Origin of the sequence: Methylobacterium oryzae (genome assembly GCF_036441375.1) — a bacterium.
GTDB classification, from domain to species: domain Bacteria; phylum Pseudomonadota; class Alphaproteobacteria; order Rhizobiales; family Beijerinckiaceae; genus Methylobacterium; species Methylobacterium oryzae_A.
In genome coordinates, this window is record NZ_MLCA01000017.1 from 162559 (window position 1) to 180333 (window position 17775).

General features: G+C 72.1%; 18 protein-coding genes and 1 pseudogene. 6 read left to right on the forward strand and 13 right to left on the reverse strand.

What is annotated here, in order from left to right; genetic code table 11:
• Positions 1 to 3: 3 nt before the first annotated feature.
• Positions 4 to 441 carry an HIT family protein gene (locus tag MOTC310_RS31410; protein ID WP_331304602.1) on the reverse strand — a complete coding sequence of 146 codons (438 nt, stop codon included), beginning with the start codon at positions 439 to 441 and terminating at the stop codon, positions 4 to 6.
• Positions 442 to 599: 158 nt separating this feature from the next.
• Between MOTC310_RS31410 and MOTC310_RS31415 the strand changes: the two genes are divergently transcribed.
• A complete protein-coding gene (locus MOTC310_RS31415; protein ID WP_331291020.1) occupies positions 600 to 1559 on the forward strand; it encodes a cation diffusion facilitator family transporter in 960 nt (319 codons plus the stop codon).
• Positions 1560 to 1580: 21 nt separating this feature from the next.
• Here MOTC310_RS31415 and MOTC310_RS31420 read toward each other — a convergent pair whose 3' ends face one another.
• The gene (locus tag MOTC310_RS31420) at positions 1581 to 2561 is read right to left on the reverse strand and encodes a LysR substrate-binding domain-containing protein (RefSeq protein WP_331304603.1); all 981 of its coding nucleotides are present in this window, start codon (positions 2559 to 2561) and stop codon (positions 1581 to 1583) included.
• 106 nt (positions 2562 to 2667) lie between these two features.
• Here MOTC310_RS31420 and MOTC310_RS31425 point away from each other — a divergent pair, with 106 nt between their 5' ends.
• Together MOTC310_RS31425 and MOTC310_RS31430 are read left to right on the forward strand one after the other, a co-directional pair.
• Positions 2668 to 3390, forward strand: a complete 723-nt coding sequence (locus MOTC310_RS31425; protein ID WP_331304604.1) for an SDR family oxidoreductase — start codon at positions 2668 to 2670, stop codon at positions 3388 to 3390.
• A 47-nt stretch (positions 3391 to 3437) separates the two neighbouring features.
• On the forward strand, positions 3438 to 3836 hold the full coding sequence (locus tag MOTC310_RS31430) for a nuclear transport factor 2 family protein (RefSeq protein ID WP_331304605.1): 399 nt from the start codon (positions 3438 to 3440) through the stop codon (positions 3834 to 3836).
• A gap of 27 nt (positions 3837 to 3863) precedes the next feature.
• Here MOTC310_RS31430 and MOTC310_RS31435 read toward each other — a convergent pair whose 3' ends face one another.
• From MOTC310_RS31435 to MOTC310_RS31470, 7 genes and pseudogenes are all read right to left on the reverse strand, one after another.
• Positions 3864 to 4718: an SDR family oxidoreductase gene (locus MOTC310_RS31435; RefSeq protein ID WP_331304606.1), complete on the reverse strand. Its 855-nt coding sequence runs from the start codon at positions 4716 to 4718 to the stop codon at positions 3864 to 3866.
• Positions 4719 to 4728: 10 nt separating this feature from the next.
• Complete coding sequence (locus MOTC310_RS31440; RefSeq protein WP_010685332.1) at positions 4729 to 4908, reverse strand: DUF1328 domain-containing protein; 180 nt, start codon at positions 4906 to 4908, stop codon at positions 4729 to 4731.
• Between the two features lie 136 nt (positions 4909 to 5044).
• A complete protein-coding gene (locus MOTC310_RS31445; protein WP_331291014.1) occupies positions 5045 to 6424 on the reverse strand; it encodes a chloride channel protein in 1380 nt (459 codons plus the stop codon).
• A 161-nt stretch (positions 6425 to 6585) separates the two neighbouring features.
• Positions 6586 to 6891: pseudogene (locus tag MOTC310_RS32960) on the reverse strand (GCG_CRPN prefix-to-repeats domain-containing protein).
• A gap of 249 nt (positions 6892 to 7140) precedes the next feature.
• Entirely contained in the window at positions 7141 to 8529 is a 1389-nt protein-coding gene (locus MOTC310_RS31460; protein WP_331304609.1) for a deoxyribodipyrimidine photo-lyase, read from the reverse strand.
• A gap of 680 nt (positions 8530 to 9209) precedes the next feature.
• The gene (locus MOTC310_RS31465; protein WP_331304610.1) at positions 9210 to 10622 is read right to left on the reverse strand and encodes a phosphatase PAP2 family protein; all 1413 of its coding nucleotides are present in this window, start codon (positions 10620 to 10622) and stop codon (positions 9210 to 9212) included.
• Positions 10623 to 10750: 128 nt separating this feature from the next.
• Positions 10751 to 11884 carry a TRAP transporter substrate-binding protein gene (locus tag MOTC310_RS31470; RefSeq protein WP_331291011.1) on the reverse strand — a complete coding sequence of 378 codons (1134 nt, stop codon included), beginning with the start codon at positions 11882 to 11884 and terminating at the stop codon, positions 10751 to 10753.
• Between the two features lie 146 nt (positions 11885 to 12030).
• Between MOTC310_RS31470 and MOTC310_RS31475 the strand changes: the two genes are divergently transcribed.
• Positions 12031 to 12600: a tyrosine phosphatase family protein gene (locus MOTC310_RS31475; RefSeq protein ID WP_331291010.1), complete on the forward strand. Its 570-nt coding sequence runs from the start codon at positions 12031 to 12033 to the stop codon at positions 12598 to 12600.
• A 13-nt stretch (positions 12601 to 12613) separates the two neighbouring features.
• Here the strand turns inward: MOTC310_RS31475 and MOTC310_RS31480 are convergent, their stop codons facing one another.
• The 4 genes from MOTC310_RS31480 to MOTC310_RS31495 form a co-directional block, all read right to left on the reverse strand.
• Positions 12614 to 13750: a branched-chain amino acid ABC transporter substrate-binding protein gene (locus tag MOTC310_RS31480; RefSeq protein ID WP_331304611.1), complete on the reverse strand. Its 1137-nt coding sequence runs from the start codon at positions 13748 to 13750 to the stop codon at positions 12614 to 12616.
• 150 nt (positions 13751 to 13900) lie between these two features.
• Positions 13901 to 15070: a polysaccharide biosynthesis/export family protein gene (locus MOTC310_RS31485; protein ID WP_419539986.1), complete on the reverse strand. Its 1170-nt coding sequence runs from the start codon at positions 15068 to 15070 to the stop codon at positions 13901 to 13903.
• Between the two features lie 243 nt (positions 15071 to 15313).
• Positions 15314 to 15562 carry a Flp family type IVb pilin gene (locus MOTC310_RS31490; RefSeq protein WP_331304613.1) on the reverse strand — a complete coding sequence of 83 codons (249 nt, stop codon included), beginning with the start codon at positions 15560 to 15562 and terminating at the stop codon, positions 15314 to 15316.
• Between the two features lie 175 nt (positions 15563 to 15737).
• Positions 15738 to 16022 carry a DUF3072 domain-containing protein gene (locus tag MOTC310_RS31495; RefSeq protein WP_331291027.1) on the reverse strand — a complete coding sequence of 95 codons (285 nt, stop codon included), beginning with the start codon at positions 16020 to 16022 and terminating at the stop codon, positions 15738 to 15740.
• A gap of 175 nt (positions 16023 to 16197) precedes the next feature.
• Here MOTC310_RS31495 and MOTC310_RS31500 point away from each other — a divergent pair, with 175 nt between their 5' ends.
• Together MOTC310_RS31500 and MOTC310_RS31505 are read left to right on the forward strand one after the other, a co-directional pair.
• Entirely contained in the window at positions 16198 to 16770 is a 573-nt protein-coding gene (locus tag MOTC310_RS31500; protein WP_331304614.1) for a gluconokinase, read from the forward strand.
• 4 nt (positions 16771 to 16774) lie between these two features.
• The gene (locus MOTC310_RS31505) at positions 16775 to 17596 is read left to right on the forward strand and encodes a Cof-type HAD-IIB family hydrolase (RefSeq protein WP_331304615.1); all 822 of its coding nucleotides are present in this window, start codon (positions 16775 to 16777) and stop codon (positions 17594 to 17596) included.
• Positions 17597 to 17775: the final 179 nt, after the last annotated feature.

The following is a 17775-nucleotide window of genomic DNA, read 5'->3' on the forward strand; positions in this document are numbered from 1 at the left end:
TCGTCAGGCCTGGGTCTCGAGCGCCGCGCGGATGCGGGCGGCGTGCTCGGCGAGGACCCCGTTATCGGCCATCCCGCCCTCGTGGCGCTTCAGCGGCACGCCCTCGCGCCGCGGGATGACGTGGACGTGCAGGTGGAAGACGGTCTGGCCGCCGGCCGGCTCGTTGAACTGGAACAGGGTGAGACCCTCGGCCTGGAACGCCGCCTTCACGGCGCGGGCGACCTTCTGGACGCTCACCATCAGGGCCCCGAGCGAGTCCGGGTCGGCATCGAGCAGGCCCCGGGCCGGCGCCTTCGGAATCACCAGGGTGTGGCCCTCGCCCTGGGGCATCACGTCCATGAAGGCCAGGGTGTGGGCGTCCTCGTAGACGCGGTGGCAGGGGATCTCGCCCCGCAGGATCTTGGCGAAGATGTTGTCGGGATCGTAGCGGGCGTCGGCCATGCTGCCTCCGGGACTCCTTGGGCGGCCGCAGGTTGCACGGGGCACCCGCCCGCGTCCACACGGGAACAACCGGCCCGCCGCGACGCTTGCATCGCCGCGGCGGCGCCGTGCCGGGCCCCGACAGCCCGGCGCCCCACAGGCCGCGCAGGGAGTTCCGGATGGCGCACGAGAGCACGGGGGCGATCTACGCGGCGGCGGGGGCCAACCTCGCCATCGCGGCGGCGAAGTTCGTCGGCGGGGCGCTGACCGGGTCGACGGCGATGCTCGCCGAGGGCGTGCACTCGGTGGTCGACACGGCGAACCAAGTGCTGCTGCTCGTCGGCATGAAGCGGGCCGAGCGCCCGGCCGATGCCCGTCACCCGTTCGGTTACGGTCGCGAGATCTACTTCTACGCCTTCGTCGTGGCGCTGATGATCTTCCTCGGCGGCGGCCTCTTCGCGGTCTACGAGGGGATCGAGCGGGTCCGCCACCCCGAGCCGGACGTGGACGCGGAGCTGTTCGGCTACCGGCTGCCGGGCCTCTGGGTGAACGTCGCGATCCTCGGCTTCGCCATCGTGGCGGAGGGCACGTCCTTCTTCGTGGCGATGCGCCAGTTCTGGGCCGAGAAGGGCAAGCACTCCGCCGTGCGGGCGATCCGGCGCAGCAAGGATCCGACCCTGTTCACGGTGCTCGCCGAGGACACCGCCGCCCTGGTCGGCCTAGTGATCGCCCTCAGCGGCGTGGCCCTGTCCCACTTCCTGGAGATGCCGAGCCTGGACGGCTGGGCATCGGTCGGCATCGGCCTCGTGCTCATCGGCATGGCGGCGTTCCTGATGGTCGAGACCCACGGCCTGCTGATCGGCGAGGCGGCCGATCCCGAGGTCGTCGCGGCGATCTCCGAACTGGCCCGCGCCGAGCCGGGCGTTCTCCACGTCAACGAGGTGCTGACCCAGCACCTCGGCCCCTCCGACATCCTGGTCAATCTCAGCATCGACATGGCCGACGACCTCAGCGCCGGCGAGGTCGAGAGCCTCGTCACGCGCCTCGACCGGGCGCTGAAGGCGCGCAGCCCCGACGTGACCCGGGTGTTCATCGAGATCCAGCAGCAGGGCGATCACACGGTGCGGGCGGCCGCCTGAGCCCCCGCATGCCGGGCCCGATCAGGCGGGCTCCGGACGTCCGTCTCCGCCCGGCTGATCCCCTGCGGGCGGCGCGAGCATGGCGTCCCACGGCGCCGGGGACGGAAAGATCTCCTCAAGAAAGGCGAGGAAGGCCTTCACGTTCGGATTGCCGCGGCGGCTCTCCGGCCACAGCGCCGTGAAGACGGAGCGCTCCACCGCGAAGTCCTGCAGGACCGGCACCAGCAGGCCCCGCCCGACATAGGGGGCGGCGATGTAGGTCGGCGAGATGCCGATGCCGCCGCCGGCCACCAGCACCGCCGTGACCGCGTCGCTGAAATCCGCGACGATGCCGGCATCCGGCGTGATCTCGACCCTGCGGCCGCCGACCTGGAACGGCCAGCGCAGGGTTTGGCCCGTGCTCTGGAAGCGGAAGTTCACGCAGTCGTGGTGGACGAGGTCGTCCGGATGCCGCGGCGCGCCGCGCCGCGCCAGATAGGCTGGGGCCGCGAAGGCGCAGACCCGGTGCGGCGCGAGGCGGCGCGAGACCAGCCGGGAATCCGCGAGGTCGCCGACCCGGATCGCGACGTCGATGCCCTCCTCGATCAGGTCCACGAAGCGGTCGCTCAGGCGCAGGTCGACCGACAGCTTCGGGTGGCGCGCCAGCAACCGCGGCAGGGCCGGGGCGAGCAGGTGCACCCCGACCGGTATCGGCGCCGCCACTTTCAGGATGCCGGCGGGCTCGGAGCGCGCCGCGACCGCGGCCTGCTCGATCGCCTCGGCCTCGCGCAGGAGCCGGAGCGCGCGCTCCTGCAGGTCGCGCCCCTCCGGCGTCAGGGTCAGCGAGCGCGTCGTCCGGGTGAAGAGGCTCACGCCGAGCCGTGCCTCCAGCCGCTGCACGCTCTTGCTCACCGCCGAGGGCGAGATACCGAGGGAGCGGGCCGCCGCCGAGTAGCTGCCGAGGGAGGCGGAGCGGGCGAAGGCGACGATGCCCGTGAGCCGGTCGAGGCCGATCTGTTCCATGAAGGCATGACTGAAGCGAAAGGCGGGCCGATTATCAAGCTGACGGCGTCGGCGCATCCTGCATCCACGGGCGCCGGTCGGGCGCCGACGGGCAGGGACAACCGCGATGAGCAGCTCGCTCCAGGACCGCAGCGTCGTCGTCTTCGGCGGCACCTCGGGCATCGGCCTCGCGGCCGCCCGCCAGGCCAGGGTGGCCGGCGCCGCGGTCATCGTCGTCGGTCGCGACGCCGCGGGCGCCGAGCGCGTCGCGGCGGAGAACGGCTTCGCCGGCTGGCGCGCCGCGGACGTGACGCGACCCGAGACGATCGCGGCCGCCCTGGCCGAGATTCGCCGCGTCGACCACCTCGTGCTGCTCGCCGGCACCTTCGTGGCCGGCAAGGTTCTCGAGGCCGAGGTGGATTATCTGAGGCGCGCCTTCGACGAGCGGATCTGGGCCGCGGTCCACGCCCTGCGCGCCCTCGGCGACCGACTGGCCGAGGACGGGTCGGTCACTCTCATTTCCGGCGCCCTGGCGGACCGCCCGAGCGCCCAGGGCACCGCCGTGCTGGCGGCCGCGTCGGCCGCCACGGAGGCCCTCGCCCGCGGCCTCGCTCTCGAACTGGCCCCGGTGCGCGTGAACGCGCTGTCTCCCGGCACCACCGACACTCCCCTCCTGGGCCGCACGCTCGGCGCCCACCGCGACGCCTACGTGGCCGGGCTCACGGAGAGGCTGCCGCAGCGCCGCCTCGGCACCGCCGAGGAAGCCGGTGCAGCCGTCGTCTTCCTGATGAGCAACGGCTTCATGAACGGTGAGACCCTGCACATCGACGGCGGCGGCCGCCTCATCTGAGCAGCCGGCCGTCGCGCGCGACACCCCCCCTGCGCAGGAGAATCGCGATGCCCGACATGACCGAGGCCCCTCCGGTGACGGAGCCGGACTACGACCGGCTGCTGCGCGCCAACCTGGAGCGGGTCTTCAACGAGCGGGACGCCGACAGGCGGACCGCCGCCCTGGACGAACTGTTCGTGGCCGAGCCGGTCATGTTCGAGCCGACCGGCATCGTGCGGGGACGCGCGGCGATCGGCGCGGTCGCCGGGACGCTCCTGGGCCGGTTCGGGCCGACCTTTCGCTTCATGCCCGTCGGCCCGGCGGTCGGGCACCACGGCCTGGGATCTCTGCGCTGGGAAGCCGGCCCGGAGGGCGGTCCGGTCGCCATCACCGGGACCGACGTTGCCGAAGTCGTGGACGGCAGGATCGTGCGCCTCTGGGTCCTGCTCGACCCGCCGGCCGCCTGAGACCGGGGCCGCGAAGGGTCGGGGTTTTCAGCCGCTCCGGCCCACCTGCCGGAGGCTCAGCGCCCAGAGCCGCTCCTGGACGGCCTCGTCGCGGCTCTCGGCCGAGGAGACCTTCGGCCGACCGTGGGAGAAGTACCGGCCGGTCACGCCGTCGAGGTCCGGGGCGCTGGCCGCGCGGAGGGATGTCCGCGCGCCCTTCTCGGGCGTGATCAGGAACGGCCGCATCAGCGCCCAGGCCGCACCGAGCAGGCCGCCGGTATTCCTGGCGAAGCCGGTGTTGACCACGCCCGGGTGGACGGCGTTCGCCGTGATGCCGCTGTCGCGCAGGCGTCGGGCCAGCGCGTAGGTGAACAGCACGTTGCCGAGCTTGGCCTGGGCATAGGCGCCCATGGCGCGGTAGCGCCGGGCGCCCTCGATGTCGTCGAAGTCGATATGCCCGCGGTAATGGGCTGCCGAGGCGACGTTGACGATCCGCGGCTTGCCGCCCGCCGCCGCCGCGCCCTTCAGGGTGTCGAGGAGCTCGAGGGTCAGGAGCACGTAGCCGAGATGGTCGAGTGCCCAGGTGCGCTCGATCCCGTCGACGGTCAGCGTGCGCCGGTCGAAGATCGCACCGGCATTGTTCACCAGCACGTCGAGGCGTGGATAGGCCGTCCGCAGGGTCTCGGCCAGACGGCGGATCTCGGCCTGCGCCGACAGATCCGCACGGTGCGGATCCACGGCGGCCCCGGGCACAGCGTCGCGCAGCCGCTCGGCGCAGGCCTGCAGCTTCCCGGCGTCGCGGCCGACGATGGCGACCCGCGCGCCGAGGCGCGCGAGGCCGAGGGCCGTCTCGTAGCCGATGCCGCCGGTCGCCCCGGTGACGAGGCAGACCGTGCCGCGCACCGCGCCGGACTCAGAACACCGCCTGGCCGACCGCGAAGGCGATGACGACGATCACGATGGCGATGAGCAGGAACAGGCCGAACAGGATGCGGGCCAGCGAGCCGGCGCCGGAGGCGATGCCGGTGAAGCCGAGACCGCCGGCGATCAGCGAGATCACGAAGCAGATGAGGGCCCATTTCAGAAGGGTCATGGCGTCACTCCGGCTGCGCCCCGGCGCGGGGCCTGATGCTGCTGCCTCAACCGACGCCAAGCGAGACCGTTCCGCGAATCCCGGCCCGGTCCGCTTTTATTCTTACCCGCGCTCGGTCGCGCGGGTTGCGGCGCCGTCAGCCGGTCTTCGCCACGGGCTGCGCCGGCACATCGGCGCGTTCCAGCATGATCTCCGCCAGGGTGTGGTAGAGGCCGCCCCGGCAGACCGCCTTGGAGGCCGCGTCGGCCAGCAGGGCCGCGACCATCAGGGGGATCACCATCGCGTGGTTCTGGGTCATCTCGGTGACGATGACGAAGCTGGTGATCGGCGCCTGCAGCACGCCCGTCAGGTAGGCCACCATCCCGATCAGCACGACGGCGCCCACGGGCATGCCCGGCAGGAGGCCGTGGACCGTGCCGCCGAGGCCGGCCCCGACCGCCAGGGACGGCGCGAACAGGCCGCCCGGAATGCCGCTGATCGAGCTCAGCACGGTGGCGGCGAATTTCAGGGGCGCGTAGGTCCAGCCGGCCGCCGCGTCGCCGTGGAGGATGGCCTTGGCCTCCTCGTAGCCGGTGCCGTAGGCCGCGCCCCCGGAGGCGAGGCCACACAGGGCGACGCACAGACCGCAGGCCGCCGCGAACACGACGGGCCGCTTCCGGATCAGCTGCCCGGCCGTGCCGGGCAGGCCGCGGGCGAACAGGATCACGAGGCGGCTGAACAGGCCGCCCGCCAGACCTCCGACCACGGCGACCAGCGGCACGACCCAGCCGGCGGCCAGCGGCAGGGCGGCGTCGGTCGTCCCGAAATAGGTGTAGTTGCCGAGGAGGCCGAGCGAGGTCAGGCCCGCGGCCACGATCCCGGCCACGATCAGGCCCGAGGAGCGCGCCTCGTAGGCGCGTCCCAGCTCCTCGATGCCGAACACGATGCCGGCGAGGGGCGTGTTGAAGGCCGCCGCGACACCGGCGGCGCCGCCCGCGAGGAGGAGACCGGGCAGGCGCTCCGGGGTCAGGCGCCCGAAGGCGGCCATGATGGCCGCACCGACCTGCACGGTCGGCCCCTCGCGGCCCGCCGAGGCACCGCAGAACAGCCCCAGGAACAGGACCAGCACCTTGCCGAAGGCCACCCGCGGCGAGATCAGGGAATAGCGAAAGCCGTTGTCCCGGGCGTGCCGGGCGGCGATCACCTGCGGGATGCCCGAGCCCTGCGAGTTCGGAAAGACCGTGCGGGCCAGAAGCGCCGCGAGGGCGAAACCCGCCGGCGTCAGCACCAGCGCGATCAGGGGCGACGGCGCGGTGAGCCGCCGGAACCCGTCCTGCGCGAGGTCGGCGCCCTTGGCCATCAGCACGGCGGCGAGGCCGACGCCGACGCCGCCCACGAGGAAGAGCAGCCGCCCGCGCCAGAGCGGATAGGCCTCCATCGAGGCCGACCGCAGGCGCATGATCGAGCGGCGGTAGCGCGACCGTTGCGGGGGCGGGGCAGCCGTCGTTTCCCGCACGTCGTCCCGCTTCTCGACCATGAAAGAGCACCTCGTCCGCGCAGTCAGAGCGGACGCTATAGCGCAACGGTCAAGGAAAGACTGCCTCCGCGGGACTGCCGGGGGCGGGGGCGGAAAACCGCCGGGCGGAGACCGGGCGGAGGCGGGCCGGCACCTGCGCGCCGGCCCCGCCCATCACCCGATCACCATCCGTAGCGCCAAGCGGCCCGGTGCCAGCCCCCGTGATGGTGCCAGCCCCAGGGGCGGTGCCAGCCCGCGTGATGCCAGCCCCAGCGGTGGTGCCAGCCCCAGGGGCGGTGCCAGCCGTAGACCACCGGCCGCGCGTACTAGACCGGGCGGTAGGCGTAGGGCCGCCAGTTCGGCTTGCACCAGCCGTACCAGCCCCGGTGGAAGCCCGGGCCGCAGCCCTGGGCGGCCTCCGCCGCACCGGCCGTGGCGGTCAAGGTGCCGAGCGCGAGGAGTGCTGCGCCTGCAAGCTTCATCCGCATCGTCGTCCTCCTTTCAGTCGCGAGCAGAGCGATGATCCGGCCCCGGACGAGCCGAGATGTCACCGGACGATATCCGGCCCGTTGTGGTCGGCCGGAAGTGTGCTCGAAACATCCGAGGCGGTGGGAGCGTTTCCTCACAAAGCTGTGCGCGTGCGATGCCCGCGCACCGGCAGACACAAGCGGCGCAATACGCCGCCGCCCCGGCAGGATCATTGCGATACGATTACAAGGATGCTTCCGCGGCCGGCCTCAGCCCTCGGCGGCGCAGAGTTGCTCGACCGCCCGCACATAGGCCTTGGCGTCGAACTTCTTGAGCGAGTTCTCGCTCTGATAGCGCACCGTGCCGAAGATCTTGCGCTTCTGCCACGGCCGGTCGTGCAGGCCGTAGACCCAGGCAACGTTGGTGAAGGAATTCGGGTCGCGCCCGTCGAGGAAGTACCGGTTGTTCAGGCGCAGCGTCCGGGCGAAGCCCTCCTCGGGCGACGGGGACCATTCGAGGATCTTCTTGCCCCAGTACATCCGCAGCTGGTTGTGCATGTAGCCGGTCTCGCGCATCTCGCGCATCGCGGCGTTCCAGTAGCGGTCGTGGGTCTCCCCGGCGGCGAGCTGCTCCTCCGAGTAGGCGTGAGGGCGCTCGTCCCTCGCGTGCTCGGCCAGGGTCTTGCGCGCCCAGTCCGGGACGGCCCTGCCGTAATCGTCGTAGCCCTCCGTGTAGTAGACGTGGTTCATGGCCAGCTCGCGCCGGACGATCAGCTCCTCCAGGTAGGCGCCGCGGTCGTCGGAATCGCCGGTCCCGGCCTCCCGCACCGCCAGGGCGATCTCCACCGGCGAGATCTGTCCGAAATGCAGGTACGGGCTCATATGCGAGGCGGCGGCCGCCTCCGGCATGTTGCGCCCCGCGCCGTAACCCGAGAACCCGTCCGTCAGGAACGCCTTCAGGCGCCTGCGGGCCTGCGTCTCGCCGCCAACGAAGCGCTTCACCGGTCTGACCGCCCGGTCGAGGCTCATCCCGGCGAGCACCGCCTCCGGATCGGAGACGTCGATCGCGCTCGTCAGCGCCAGGCGATCGGCCGCGTGCTTCACCTTGCGGGGCTCCAGCGCCGCGAGGAACGGATCCCACAGCCGGTTCAGCTTCGGCCGCAGCGTCCGGGCGGCGTATTCGTGCTTCGGCGAGGCCGTCTCTACCGGGACGACGACGTCGCCCTCGACCTGGACGATCCGCGTCCTCACCGCCCCGGCGATCTCCCGGTACCAGCCCTTCTGGATCGCGAGGTAGCCGCGGTCGAGCACGAGGAGCGCGGCATCCTCGGCGAGGTCGATGGCGATCCGCGCGGGCGAGCACTTCCGCATGACGAAACCGATCCCGCGCCGCTCCAGGCCCGCCTTCGCGTCCGCGAGCCCCTGCAACAGGAAGGCATAGTGCCGGGCATTGGCCTCGGGAAAGCCGCTGGCGCCGTCGAGCAGGCCGAAGCAGGCGACCACCGGCAGATCGAGCCGATTCGCCTCCTCGATCGCGAGTTCGAGGGCCGGGTTGAACGTCGCCCGGTTGGCCTGCTGCAGGAGATACAGGACGTAGGCGCCGTCTGCGCGCGGCTCGACATCGTTGAGGATCCGGATCCGCTCACCCTGGATCGCCATACTCACCTGCCCCTTGCTTGGCGCGTCGCGCCGGAACCTTGGCTGGAGAAGGTAGAGCGGGCGGGAATTTCGTCCGTCCGATCGGGGCGGATGAAAAGCCGCAGTCGAACCCTCTGGCCGAACCCCGGTTCGATCCGCCAAAACACCGCTTCATCAGCGACTTGCGCGGCGATCGATCGGGGCTGGCCGACGCAATGCAGGTTTCGATCGCGGCCGACGGTCTGCGACATTTTCACCACAGGGCCGCGGCGATACGTGCGCGGGCGCACGAAAGGACAGCCCTGCTGTCCTGATGCTCTTGAATTTTCCGGCCAGGAGCGCAGATTGTGCAGCGCGGGAAGGCGATGGCGTCGCCCTCTCGCAGCCCTTCTTGGGCGTTTCCTCCCTAGACTTCGGGCCGCTCCTTCGGGAGTGGCCTTTTTTCTGTCCGGACGATGCGCGGGCCCGAGCCGCCCGCCTCGCCCGACGACGTGAGAGCGGCCGCGAGGAAGCTGCGTCGTAGCCCGGGACTGCGGCGCGACGGCCGCGCGTGTCGAGCGGCTCCGCGCCCGCCGGCACCGCCGCGCGCTCATCCCGGCCGAGCTTCCGGTGACGGCGAGCTTCGGCCTCGCGCTCCGCCGGGCCGACAGGGTCCTCCGCGGGCGATCCGTTCCGGCCGCGATCCGCCCGGCAAGGGCGTATCAGCGCGTCGCGCTGGCTCCCGCGCGGCCGGCCGCCAGCGCGGCGGCCTTGCCGGCCGCCGTGTAGAGGTCCAGGCGCGAGTAGACGCCAAATTCCGAGCCGTCGTCGAGGAAGCCGCCGCCGGGGCCCTGCGTCTCGGTGAGGATCGCGTTGGCCTCGTCCAGCGTCAGTGCCGGGAAGGCCGCGGTGAGCAGGTGGCCGGCCTCCGGCGCGACCTTGCCGACATCCTCCCGCCGGCCGGCTGTGTCCGGGTGCACCACGGGCAGGTCGTAGGTCTGGGTCGCCGCGTAGAAGGCCGCGTTGGCGGCGGCGTCCTTGAACCGGCCCGTGTCCTTCGCCGCGCAGGCCGCCACGGCGTCGCCGCAGCCGGCCTTCAGCGCCTCGGTCATCGCGGCGCGGGCCTCCGTCAGGAGCGCCCGGTAATCCGTGACGCCCACCGTCTTGTCGGCCTCGGCGGACGCCTTGTCGAGGACGGCCGGGTTCTTCCGGATCTGGCCGACATAGGCCGGATCGTTGGCGAGCAGGTGCGCAAGGGCGTGCAGCGAGGTCGCCCGGCCGCCCAGCACGTCCATGGCGTAGTGCGCCCCGACGATGATCCGGTCGTTGCCGTACTCGGCGGCGCGGGCGACCATCTGCTGGTAGCGCTCTGGCACGAGGAGCGCGAGCACCATGGACTCGGTGTAGCCGTAGGTGGTGTGCCCGCTCGGGTAGGACGGGCTGTTCACGAGGTCCTGCGAGGGGCCGCGCAGCCAGTCGAGGCTGTGGGACGGGTCGCCGAAATAGTCCTTGCCGCGATAGGCCCGCAGGCGCGGCAGGGTCTGGAACGGCCGCGAATTGCCGTAGCGGTCGGCCCCGGGGCTCCCGGCCGGCCGGTCATAGGCCTTGCCGAACACGTCGGTGACGCCCCCGTTCGACAGGATCGCGGCGGCCTCGTCCGAGACCGGATGCTTGCCGTTCGTCGTGGCGTTGGCGAAGAAGTACTTGCCGGAATTCGAATCCGACTTGGTCACGTTGTTGGTGTAGCCGATCAGGTTGGCGACCGCCGGCGCGATGCTGGTGAAGGTCTTGTAGTCGCTGTAGCTCGCCTTGGCGTGGTAGGCCTGGGCGAGCGCGGTCCCGAGGCCGTCGGCGAGGTTGGCGGCGTTGCCGTCGGTGATGAAGCAGTCCCGCAGGGCGAGCTGCTGCTGCTCGGGGAACGGCAGGAGCGTCGGCTGCTTGAGCTCGCCGGTCTGGATGTCGCCCGTGACCCGCAGGTTCGCGTCGAGCGCCGCCCTGCCGTCGGGCGTGGTCTGGAGCCGGGCCACCGGGACCAGCCCGCGCAGGGCCGTCAGGTTGGCGGCCGACTGTGCGAAGGCCTGGAGGGGCAGGGCCGCCCCGAGCAGCGCCAATCCGACCCGCAGCGTCCCGAACATGCAGCCCTCCCTCGCCGGTGTCGTGCCGGACGCTAGTGCCGTTCCCGGCCGCGTTGCAATCGGGCACGGCCCCGGCGTCCCCACTTTCGACGCGCCGCGGCGCCGGACCGTCCCCGTGGCGGCGCGCTTCAGCCCCGCGCCCGCGCGCGGATCATGAAGTTGTCGTAGGTGTACTCCGCCACCTGGAACCAGAGGTACTCCTCGTTGCGGAAGGTGCGCATCGCCTCGTAGACGCGGCGGAAATCGGCGTTCTTGGCGGCCATCTCGGCGTAGACGTCGTTGGCGTTCTTGAGGGCGGCCTCCATGACGTCCTGGGGGAAAGGCCGCAGCTGCGCGCCCCCGGCCACCAGCCGGCGCAGGGCCTGCGGGTTGCGGGCGTCGTACTTGGCCTGGACGTCGGCGCCGACCTCGGCGGCCGCGGCCCGGAGGATCCCCTGGTAGGATTTCGGCAGGGCCTTCCACTTCTCAGCGTTGAACCAGAAGTGCAGCAGGGCGCCGCCCTCCCAGAAGCCGGGATAATGGTAGATCGGCGCGACCTTCTGCAGGCCCAGCCGCTCGTCGTCGTAGGGGCCGATCCACTCGGCGGCGTCGAGCTTCTTGCTCTCCAGGGCCGCGTAGATCTCGGGGCCCGGCACCGCCTGCGGCTGGACGCCGAACTTGGCGAGCACTTGGCCGCCCATGCCGCCGATCCGGAACTTCAGCCCCTGCAGGTCGGCGACGCTCTTGATCTCGCGGCGGAACCAGCCGCCCATCTGCGCCCCGGTATTGCCGCCCGGCAGGCAGACCAGGCCGGCCTTGGCGAAGACCTCGGCGAACAATTCGGCGGCGCCCCCCGCCTGCCACCACGCGGCGGCGCCCCGGGCGTTGAGGCCGAAGGGCACCGCGGTGGCCAGCGCGAAGGTCGGATCCTTGGCCATGCCGAGGGTCGCCGGACCGTGGCCCATCTCGACGGTGCCGGCGGCCACGGCGTCGAGCAGGCCCTCGGCCGGAACCGGCTCACCGGGACCCTGGACCTGGATCTGGAAGCGCCCGTCGGTGGCCTCCGCGACGATCCGGCTGAGCGCCTCCGGGGCGCCGTACAGGATGTCGAGCGTCTTGGCGTAGGCGGAGGACAGGCGCCAGCGCAGCTCCGGGGCGGACTCGGCCCGGGCCGGCGCGGCGAGCGGGCCGGTCAGCGCCGCGGCCGCGCCGAGACCGGCGGTCAGCACGCTGCGGCGCCGCGTCCCGGCCGAGGAGGTTCGCGCGAGGTGAGGTTCGTCCAACGGCATCTCGTCCGAGCAGGTCCGGCCCGGCCGGGCCGGATCGGGGATCGCAGGTAGCACGTCCGTGCCGGTTCTCGAATGCCGCGGGCGCCGGGGCAGTTCCGTGGCGCCTCGAATCCGGCCTTCGCCCGTGCTAGGCGCCCCGGATGCGAACCGAGCCCGCCGTCACCCTGCACACCGTCTGCGGCCTGGAGGAGCTGGCCGGCCACGGCGCGCGCGGCGTGAGTCACGTCCTGTCGCTGCTCGATCCCGGCACGCCGGAGCCGGAGGCCTTCACCGCCTACGGCGCCCACGCCCGCACGACCCTGCATTTCCACGACTGCCTCGGCCCGGGCGAGGGCCTCGTCCCGCCCGAGCCGGAGCACGTCGCGGCCATCCTCGAGTTCGGCCGGGCGCTCGACGGCGCCGGCCATCTCCTGGTCCACTGCCATTACGGCCTGTCGCGCTCCACCGCGGCGCTGCTGACCCTGTTCGCGCAGGCCGAGCCCGAGGCGCCCGCCGCTGACCTGGTGGAGCGTCTTCACGCCCTGCGCGAGCCGGCCTGGCCGAACGCGCGCATGGTCGGCTTCGCCGACACGATGCTGCGGCGCGATGGGGAGCTCAGCGCGGCGGTGCGGCGGCTGCACGCCCTGCAATTGCGGGCCCGCCCCCATCTCGCCGAGCTGCTGCGCGGGCTGGGGCGCGGCGCGGAGGTCGAGGCCGCGCTGGCGCTGTGAGCGCCCGCGCCGCTCACTTCCCGGCCGGCGTGAAGCTCCCGTCCTTCCACACGTAGAGCACGTAGCCCTGGGCGGTGACGTCGCCCTTGGAATCGAAGCCGACGGTGCCGAGCACGAGATCGAAGCGCTCGGTGTGCAAAGCCTGCGCGATCGGTTTCGGCTCGGTGGAGTGGGCGAAGTTGCCGGCCGCCACCAGGGCCTGCATGGCGGCATACCCGTAGATCGTCGAGCCGGTGGGATCGACGCCCTCGGCCTTGAAGGCCTTCACGACGGCCGCGGCGGCGGGCTGCCGGCTCGGGTCGAGGTAGAAGGTCATCAGCACGCCGTTGCTCGCCGGCCCGGCGATCTTGGCGAAGTCCGGCGTGGCGATGGCCGAGGTGCCGAACCATTGCGGACGGAAGCCCCGATCCGCCGCGATCTTCACGAGGCGGCCCATCTCGGCGGCGTCCCCGCCGTAGTAGACGACCTCGATGCCCGCGCCCTTCAGGCGGTCGGCCAGGGCGGCGTCGTCGGCGTCGCTCGGCGAGAACGACAGGAACAGCGCCTCGTTCACGCCGATGCGGTTGAGGTTGTCCTTGGTGGCGGCGGCGAGGCTGCGGGCCGCCGGCGTCTGGTCCTGGATCAGCGCGATCTTCCGGTCGCGGAACCGCTCGGCCAGCACGGCGGCGGACAGGCGAGCCTGATCGTCGTCGCGGCCGCAGACCCGGAAGATGTTCGGCAGCCCCCGGTCGGTGAGCCGGGCCGCCACCGAGGCCGCGGTGATCATCACCACCCCGTTCTGGGCGTAGATGTCGGAGGCCGCGATGGAGGCGTTCGAGCAGACGTGGCCGACGACGAGCCGGACATTGGACCGGACGAAGTGGTTCGCCACCGCCGTCGCGGTGTTCGAGTCGCAGGCATCGTCCTGCACGTCGAGGGTCACGGGCTGGCCGTCGAGGCCGCCCATGGCGTTGGCGTCCCGGGCCGCGGTCTCGACGCCGCGCAGCACCTGCTCGCCGACCGCCACGTAGGGGCCCGACCGCGGAACCGCCACGCCGATCACCACGTCGGCCGCCGCGCGGGTGGCCGGCAGGAGCGCGAGACACAGGCTCAGGGCGATCAGCGCGGGCCGGAGCGGCCCGCGGGCGGGGACGAAACGTCCGATCTTCATCGGGCTCTTCTGGGCATCCTTGCGCGACACGTCGGCGCGACGGCGGATGCGGCTCCGTAGCCTCGATCCCGCCCCGCACGCAGTGCCCATACGCGAGGACGCGGCGAAACGCGATTTTTTTCCGCGGCGGTCCTCTCGGCGACGGGGCGCCTACTTGGCGTAGGCGTAGGCCGTCGCGGCGGAGGCGACCGGTCCGGTGACGCCGTTGAAGGCGGTGAGCACCTTCTGGACCTCGGTGAAGGGCGCGTTCGACACGTAGATCAGGTCGCGGTTGCGCATGCGGAACGCCTGGGACACGAACAGGCTGTTGGGGTCGCGCATGTCGATCCGGTAGACCACCGGCACCAGCGGCGTGCCCAGGAGCTTCGAGCCCGGGGCGAGCCGCCGCACCACGCTGGCCGGCTCGAACCGGAAGATGAACGTGCCGGCCGGGTCGGCGGCGAAGTCCGACAGGCCGCGCGCCTTGGCCAGCGCCTGCGCCAGCGTGATGCCGTCGGCCTGGAACGGCAGCTCGGTGCTGTTGCCCAGCGCGCCCACCGCGATGAAGGTCTGCGGGTCGCGCACCAGGGTGAGCACGTCGTTGGGACGCAGGTAGATGTTCTCCTTAGGGTTCGACACTACCGTGGTCAGCGGCACGGTCGCGGTCACCGAGCCGCGCGAGAGCCGCACGAAGGTCTCGTTGACCGGGGCGCGGTTGCCGCCGGCGGCGGCGATGACGTCGAGGATGCGGTCGCCGTGGCCGGAGAGCGGCAGGCGGGCGCCGGCCGCGCCCTCGCCGGTGACGGTCACGGCCTGGGAGATCGGGCGGGTGACCGAGACCAGCACCTGGGGCTGGATGGCCTTGCCGGCGAGCTCGTTCTCGATGAGCGCCTGGACGTCCTGGGTGCGGCGGCCGGCGACCTTGATGCGGCCGGCATAGGGCACCGAGATGGCGCCGTCGCGCCCGACCGGCTGCTCGGGGATGAGGGCGGACTTGGAGCCGGCGGAGAAGCGGTCGGCGACGAGGGGCCCGGAGAACAGGCCGCCGGATCCGGCCTCCCAGATGGAGACCGAGACCATGTCGCCGACGCCGATGACCGGCTCGGAGGAGGGGCGGTGATCGCCGAAGGAGGCGAGCAGGCTGTCGAGCGGCCGGCCGCGCAGGGCCTCGACCACGGAGGGGGTGACGTCGACGATCTCGTAGCGGGCGAGCAGGCCGCCGTCGGCCGTGGCGACCTCAGCCCCGGCCTGGATCGCGCTCGCCGTCGGACCCGCCGCGGGCAGGTACGTGCAGCCCGACATCGCCGTGACGGCGAGCAGGACGTGGGGAAGTTTGCGCATCCAGATGTTGCCCATCGGTATTGCCGAGCCCGTGCCTAGCCCATAGCAGCCCAGGTGTCCGTAGCGGGTGAGCCACACTCCGCCCGCCACGGCCGAGACTGCTAAGTCATCCTCGTTAAGCACAGCTTTTTCGGGGCACAGGAACGACAAAGGCCGGGCGTCGAGCGCGCGGCCGAAATATCGGGACACAGATCGGGACGTTATCGGCGGCGACAGAGTGGCCGATCCGGAGGCGCGACCCGCTCACTGGCCCTGGGTCACCGCCGCCGTGATGTCGCCGTAGACGGCGCTGACGCGGGACACGTAGTAGCGGATGCTGCCGACGGCGACGAGGAAGATCAGGCCGCCGAGCAGGGCGTACTCGGTCGCCGTGGAGCCCCGGACGTCGCGGACGAACCGCGATACCTCGGCACGGATCCAATCCGTCGGGCCGGACGCCGCCCGGGATCGCCCTGCGCGCCGCCCCGCTCCGCCGCCCCCCGGCTCACCCATGGTCGAACGCGCCTTCCAGTCCCGCTGCCCGCGCGGCCGCACGCGCTCCGACGGCAGATACCCGCACGCCATTGCCGTCGGCTTAACGAAGTGTTCGAAACACGGGACCGGATCGATTCCGGGGCGGGATATGCACCGCCCCGATACGTACCGGAACGGGCGCGCCCGTCGCGGCTCAGGCGTGACCGGCCTTGTGGCGAAGGTCGTCGATCCGCTTCGAGGCCTCGGCCTTGTCGAGTTCGGGATCGAACGCCGCCGGCTCCTTGGCCTCCTCCGAGAGCGTCTTCAGGTAGGAGGCCTGCGCGCCGGTCATCGGCTCCCCCCCGGTCGTCCACTGGTCCGGATCCTTGATCTGGTTCGACACGTCCTTCGGGTCGGTCTTCGGGTTCTCCCGGGAGTCCTGCTGCGATCCGGTATCCCGGTCGGCCTTCGGCGTCGCCTTCGCGGTCGTGGTGGCCATGTGGCTCATGTTCCCTAAATGTTCGCGTTCCGAGGGGTGAACGCACCCGAAGGTGCCGCGGTTCCTGCGGACATCGCGGCCCCGTCGCGCCCCGGCGATCTTCCTTTCCGCGCCCCCGCTCCTATTGATGTGACGTGCAGCGCCCCCGCGCGCGTCGGAGCCGAAGGTGGTTCGGATGACGTCCCAATCAGAGCCGGCGCCCGTTGTCGGAACGGCGGCCGCCGGTCAGGTTCTCGTGGTCATGGGCGTCTCGGGTTCCGGCAAGAGCACCGTGGCGGCGCTGATCGCCGAGCGGCTGGGCTGGATCTTCGTGGACGGCGACAGCTTCCACACGCCGGAGCACGTGGCGAAGATGCATGCGGGCCACGCTCTCGACGACACGGATCGCGCGCCCTGGCTGGCCCGGATCGCGACCTGGATCCAGCAGCGCCTCGACGCGGGCGAGTCCGGCGTGGTGGTCTGCTCAGCGCTCCGCCGGGCGTACCGGGACGTCCTCACCCGGGGCAGCCGGCGGGTCCGGCTGGTCTACCTGAGCGGCGACAGGGCGCTGATCGCGCGGCGCCTCGCGGAGCGGCAGGGCCACTTCATGTCGCCGCACCTCTTGGACAGCCAGTTCGCGACCCTCGAGGTCCCGGGGCCCGACGAGCACCCGATCACCGTCGGGATCCTCGAGCCGCCCGAAGCGATTGCCGACCGGGTCGTGGCGGCGCTCGCCGCCGCGGCGCGCCGGGATGCGGGCGGGGAATGAGGCGATGACGGCAGGAACCGGCAAGGCCGCGGGGATCGCGCTGGTGATCTCGGACGTCGACGGCACCCTGGTGACCGGCGACAAGCGCCTGACCGAGGCGACGGTGGCGGCCGTGCGCCGCCTGCGCGCGGCCGGGATCGGCTTCAGCATCGCCTCGGCGCGGCCGCCGATCGGGTTGCGGACTCTCGTCGCGGAACTCGGGCTCGACCTGCCGATGGGGGCGTTCAACGGCGCGAGCGTCGTCCGGCCGGATCTCTCCATCATCGAGGAGCGGACCATCCCCAAGGCGGCGGCCCGGGCGGCCCTCGACCGGCTCCTGGCCGAGGGGCTGGATGTCTGGGTCTTCGCCGACGGCGCATGGTGCCTGCGCGATCCGGACGGCCCCTACACCGACCTGGAGCGCCGCACGATCGGCGCGGAGCCCCGGACCGTCGCCGATCTCGGCACGCTCATGGGATCGGCCGCCAAGATCGTCGGCGTCAGCCGCGATCACGCCCATCTCGCGGCCTGCGAAACGCGGATCGCGGCGGCCCTGGCCGGCCGGGCCACCGTCCACCGCTCGCAGAGATACTACCTCGACGTCACGCCCCCCGATCTCGACAAGGGGCGGTTCGTCGCCTGGATGAGCGCGCATCTCGCCATCCCGCCCGAGCGAATCGCCACCTTCGGCGATGCCGGGAACGATCGCCCGATGTTCGCGCAGAGCGGTTACTCCGTGGCGATGGGCAATGCCGAGGCGAGCGTGCAGGCGTCGGCGAGCGCGGTCACGGACAGCAACGACGCCGACGGGTTCGCCCACGCGGTCGAGCGCTTCCTCCTTCCCTGATCGGGCGACCGCGTCCGCGAGCCCCATCGCGGCGTCGCGGGCCGCCGCGGCGCCGCCGGACCCTGTGGCGCGCGGATCACAAACGGACCTGCCGCTCCGGCCGCCCACAGGCTGCCGAACCGGGGCCGCTTTCCGGCCTCATTTCCCCGTGACCTAGCTTGACCACAGAACAAGCAGCA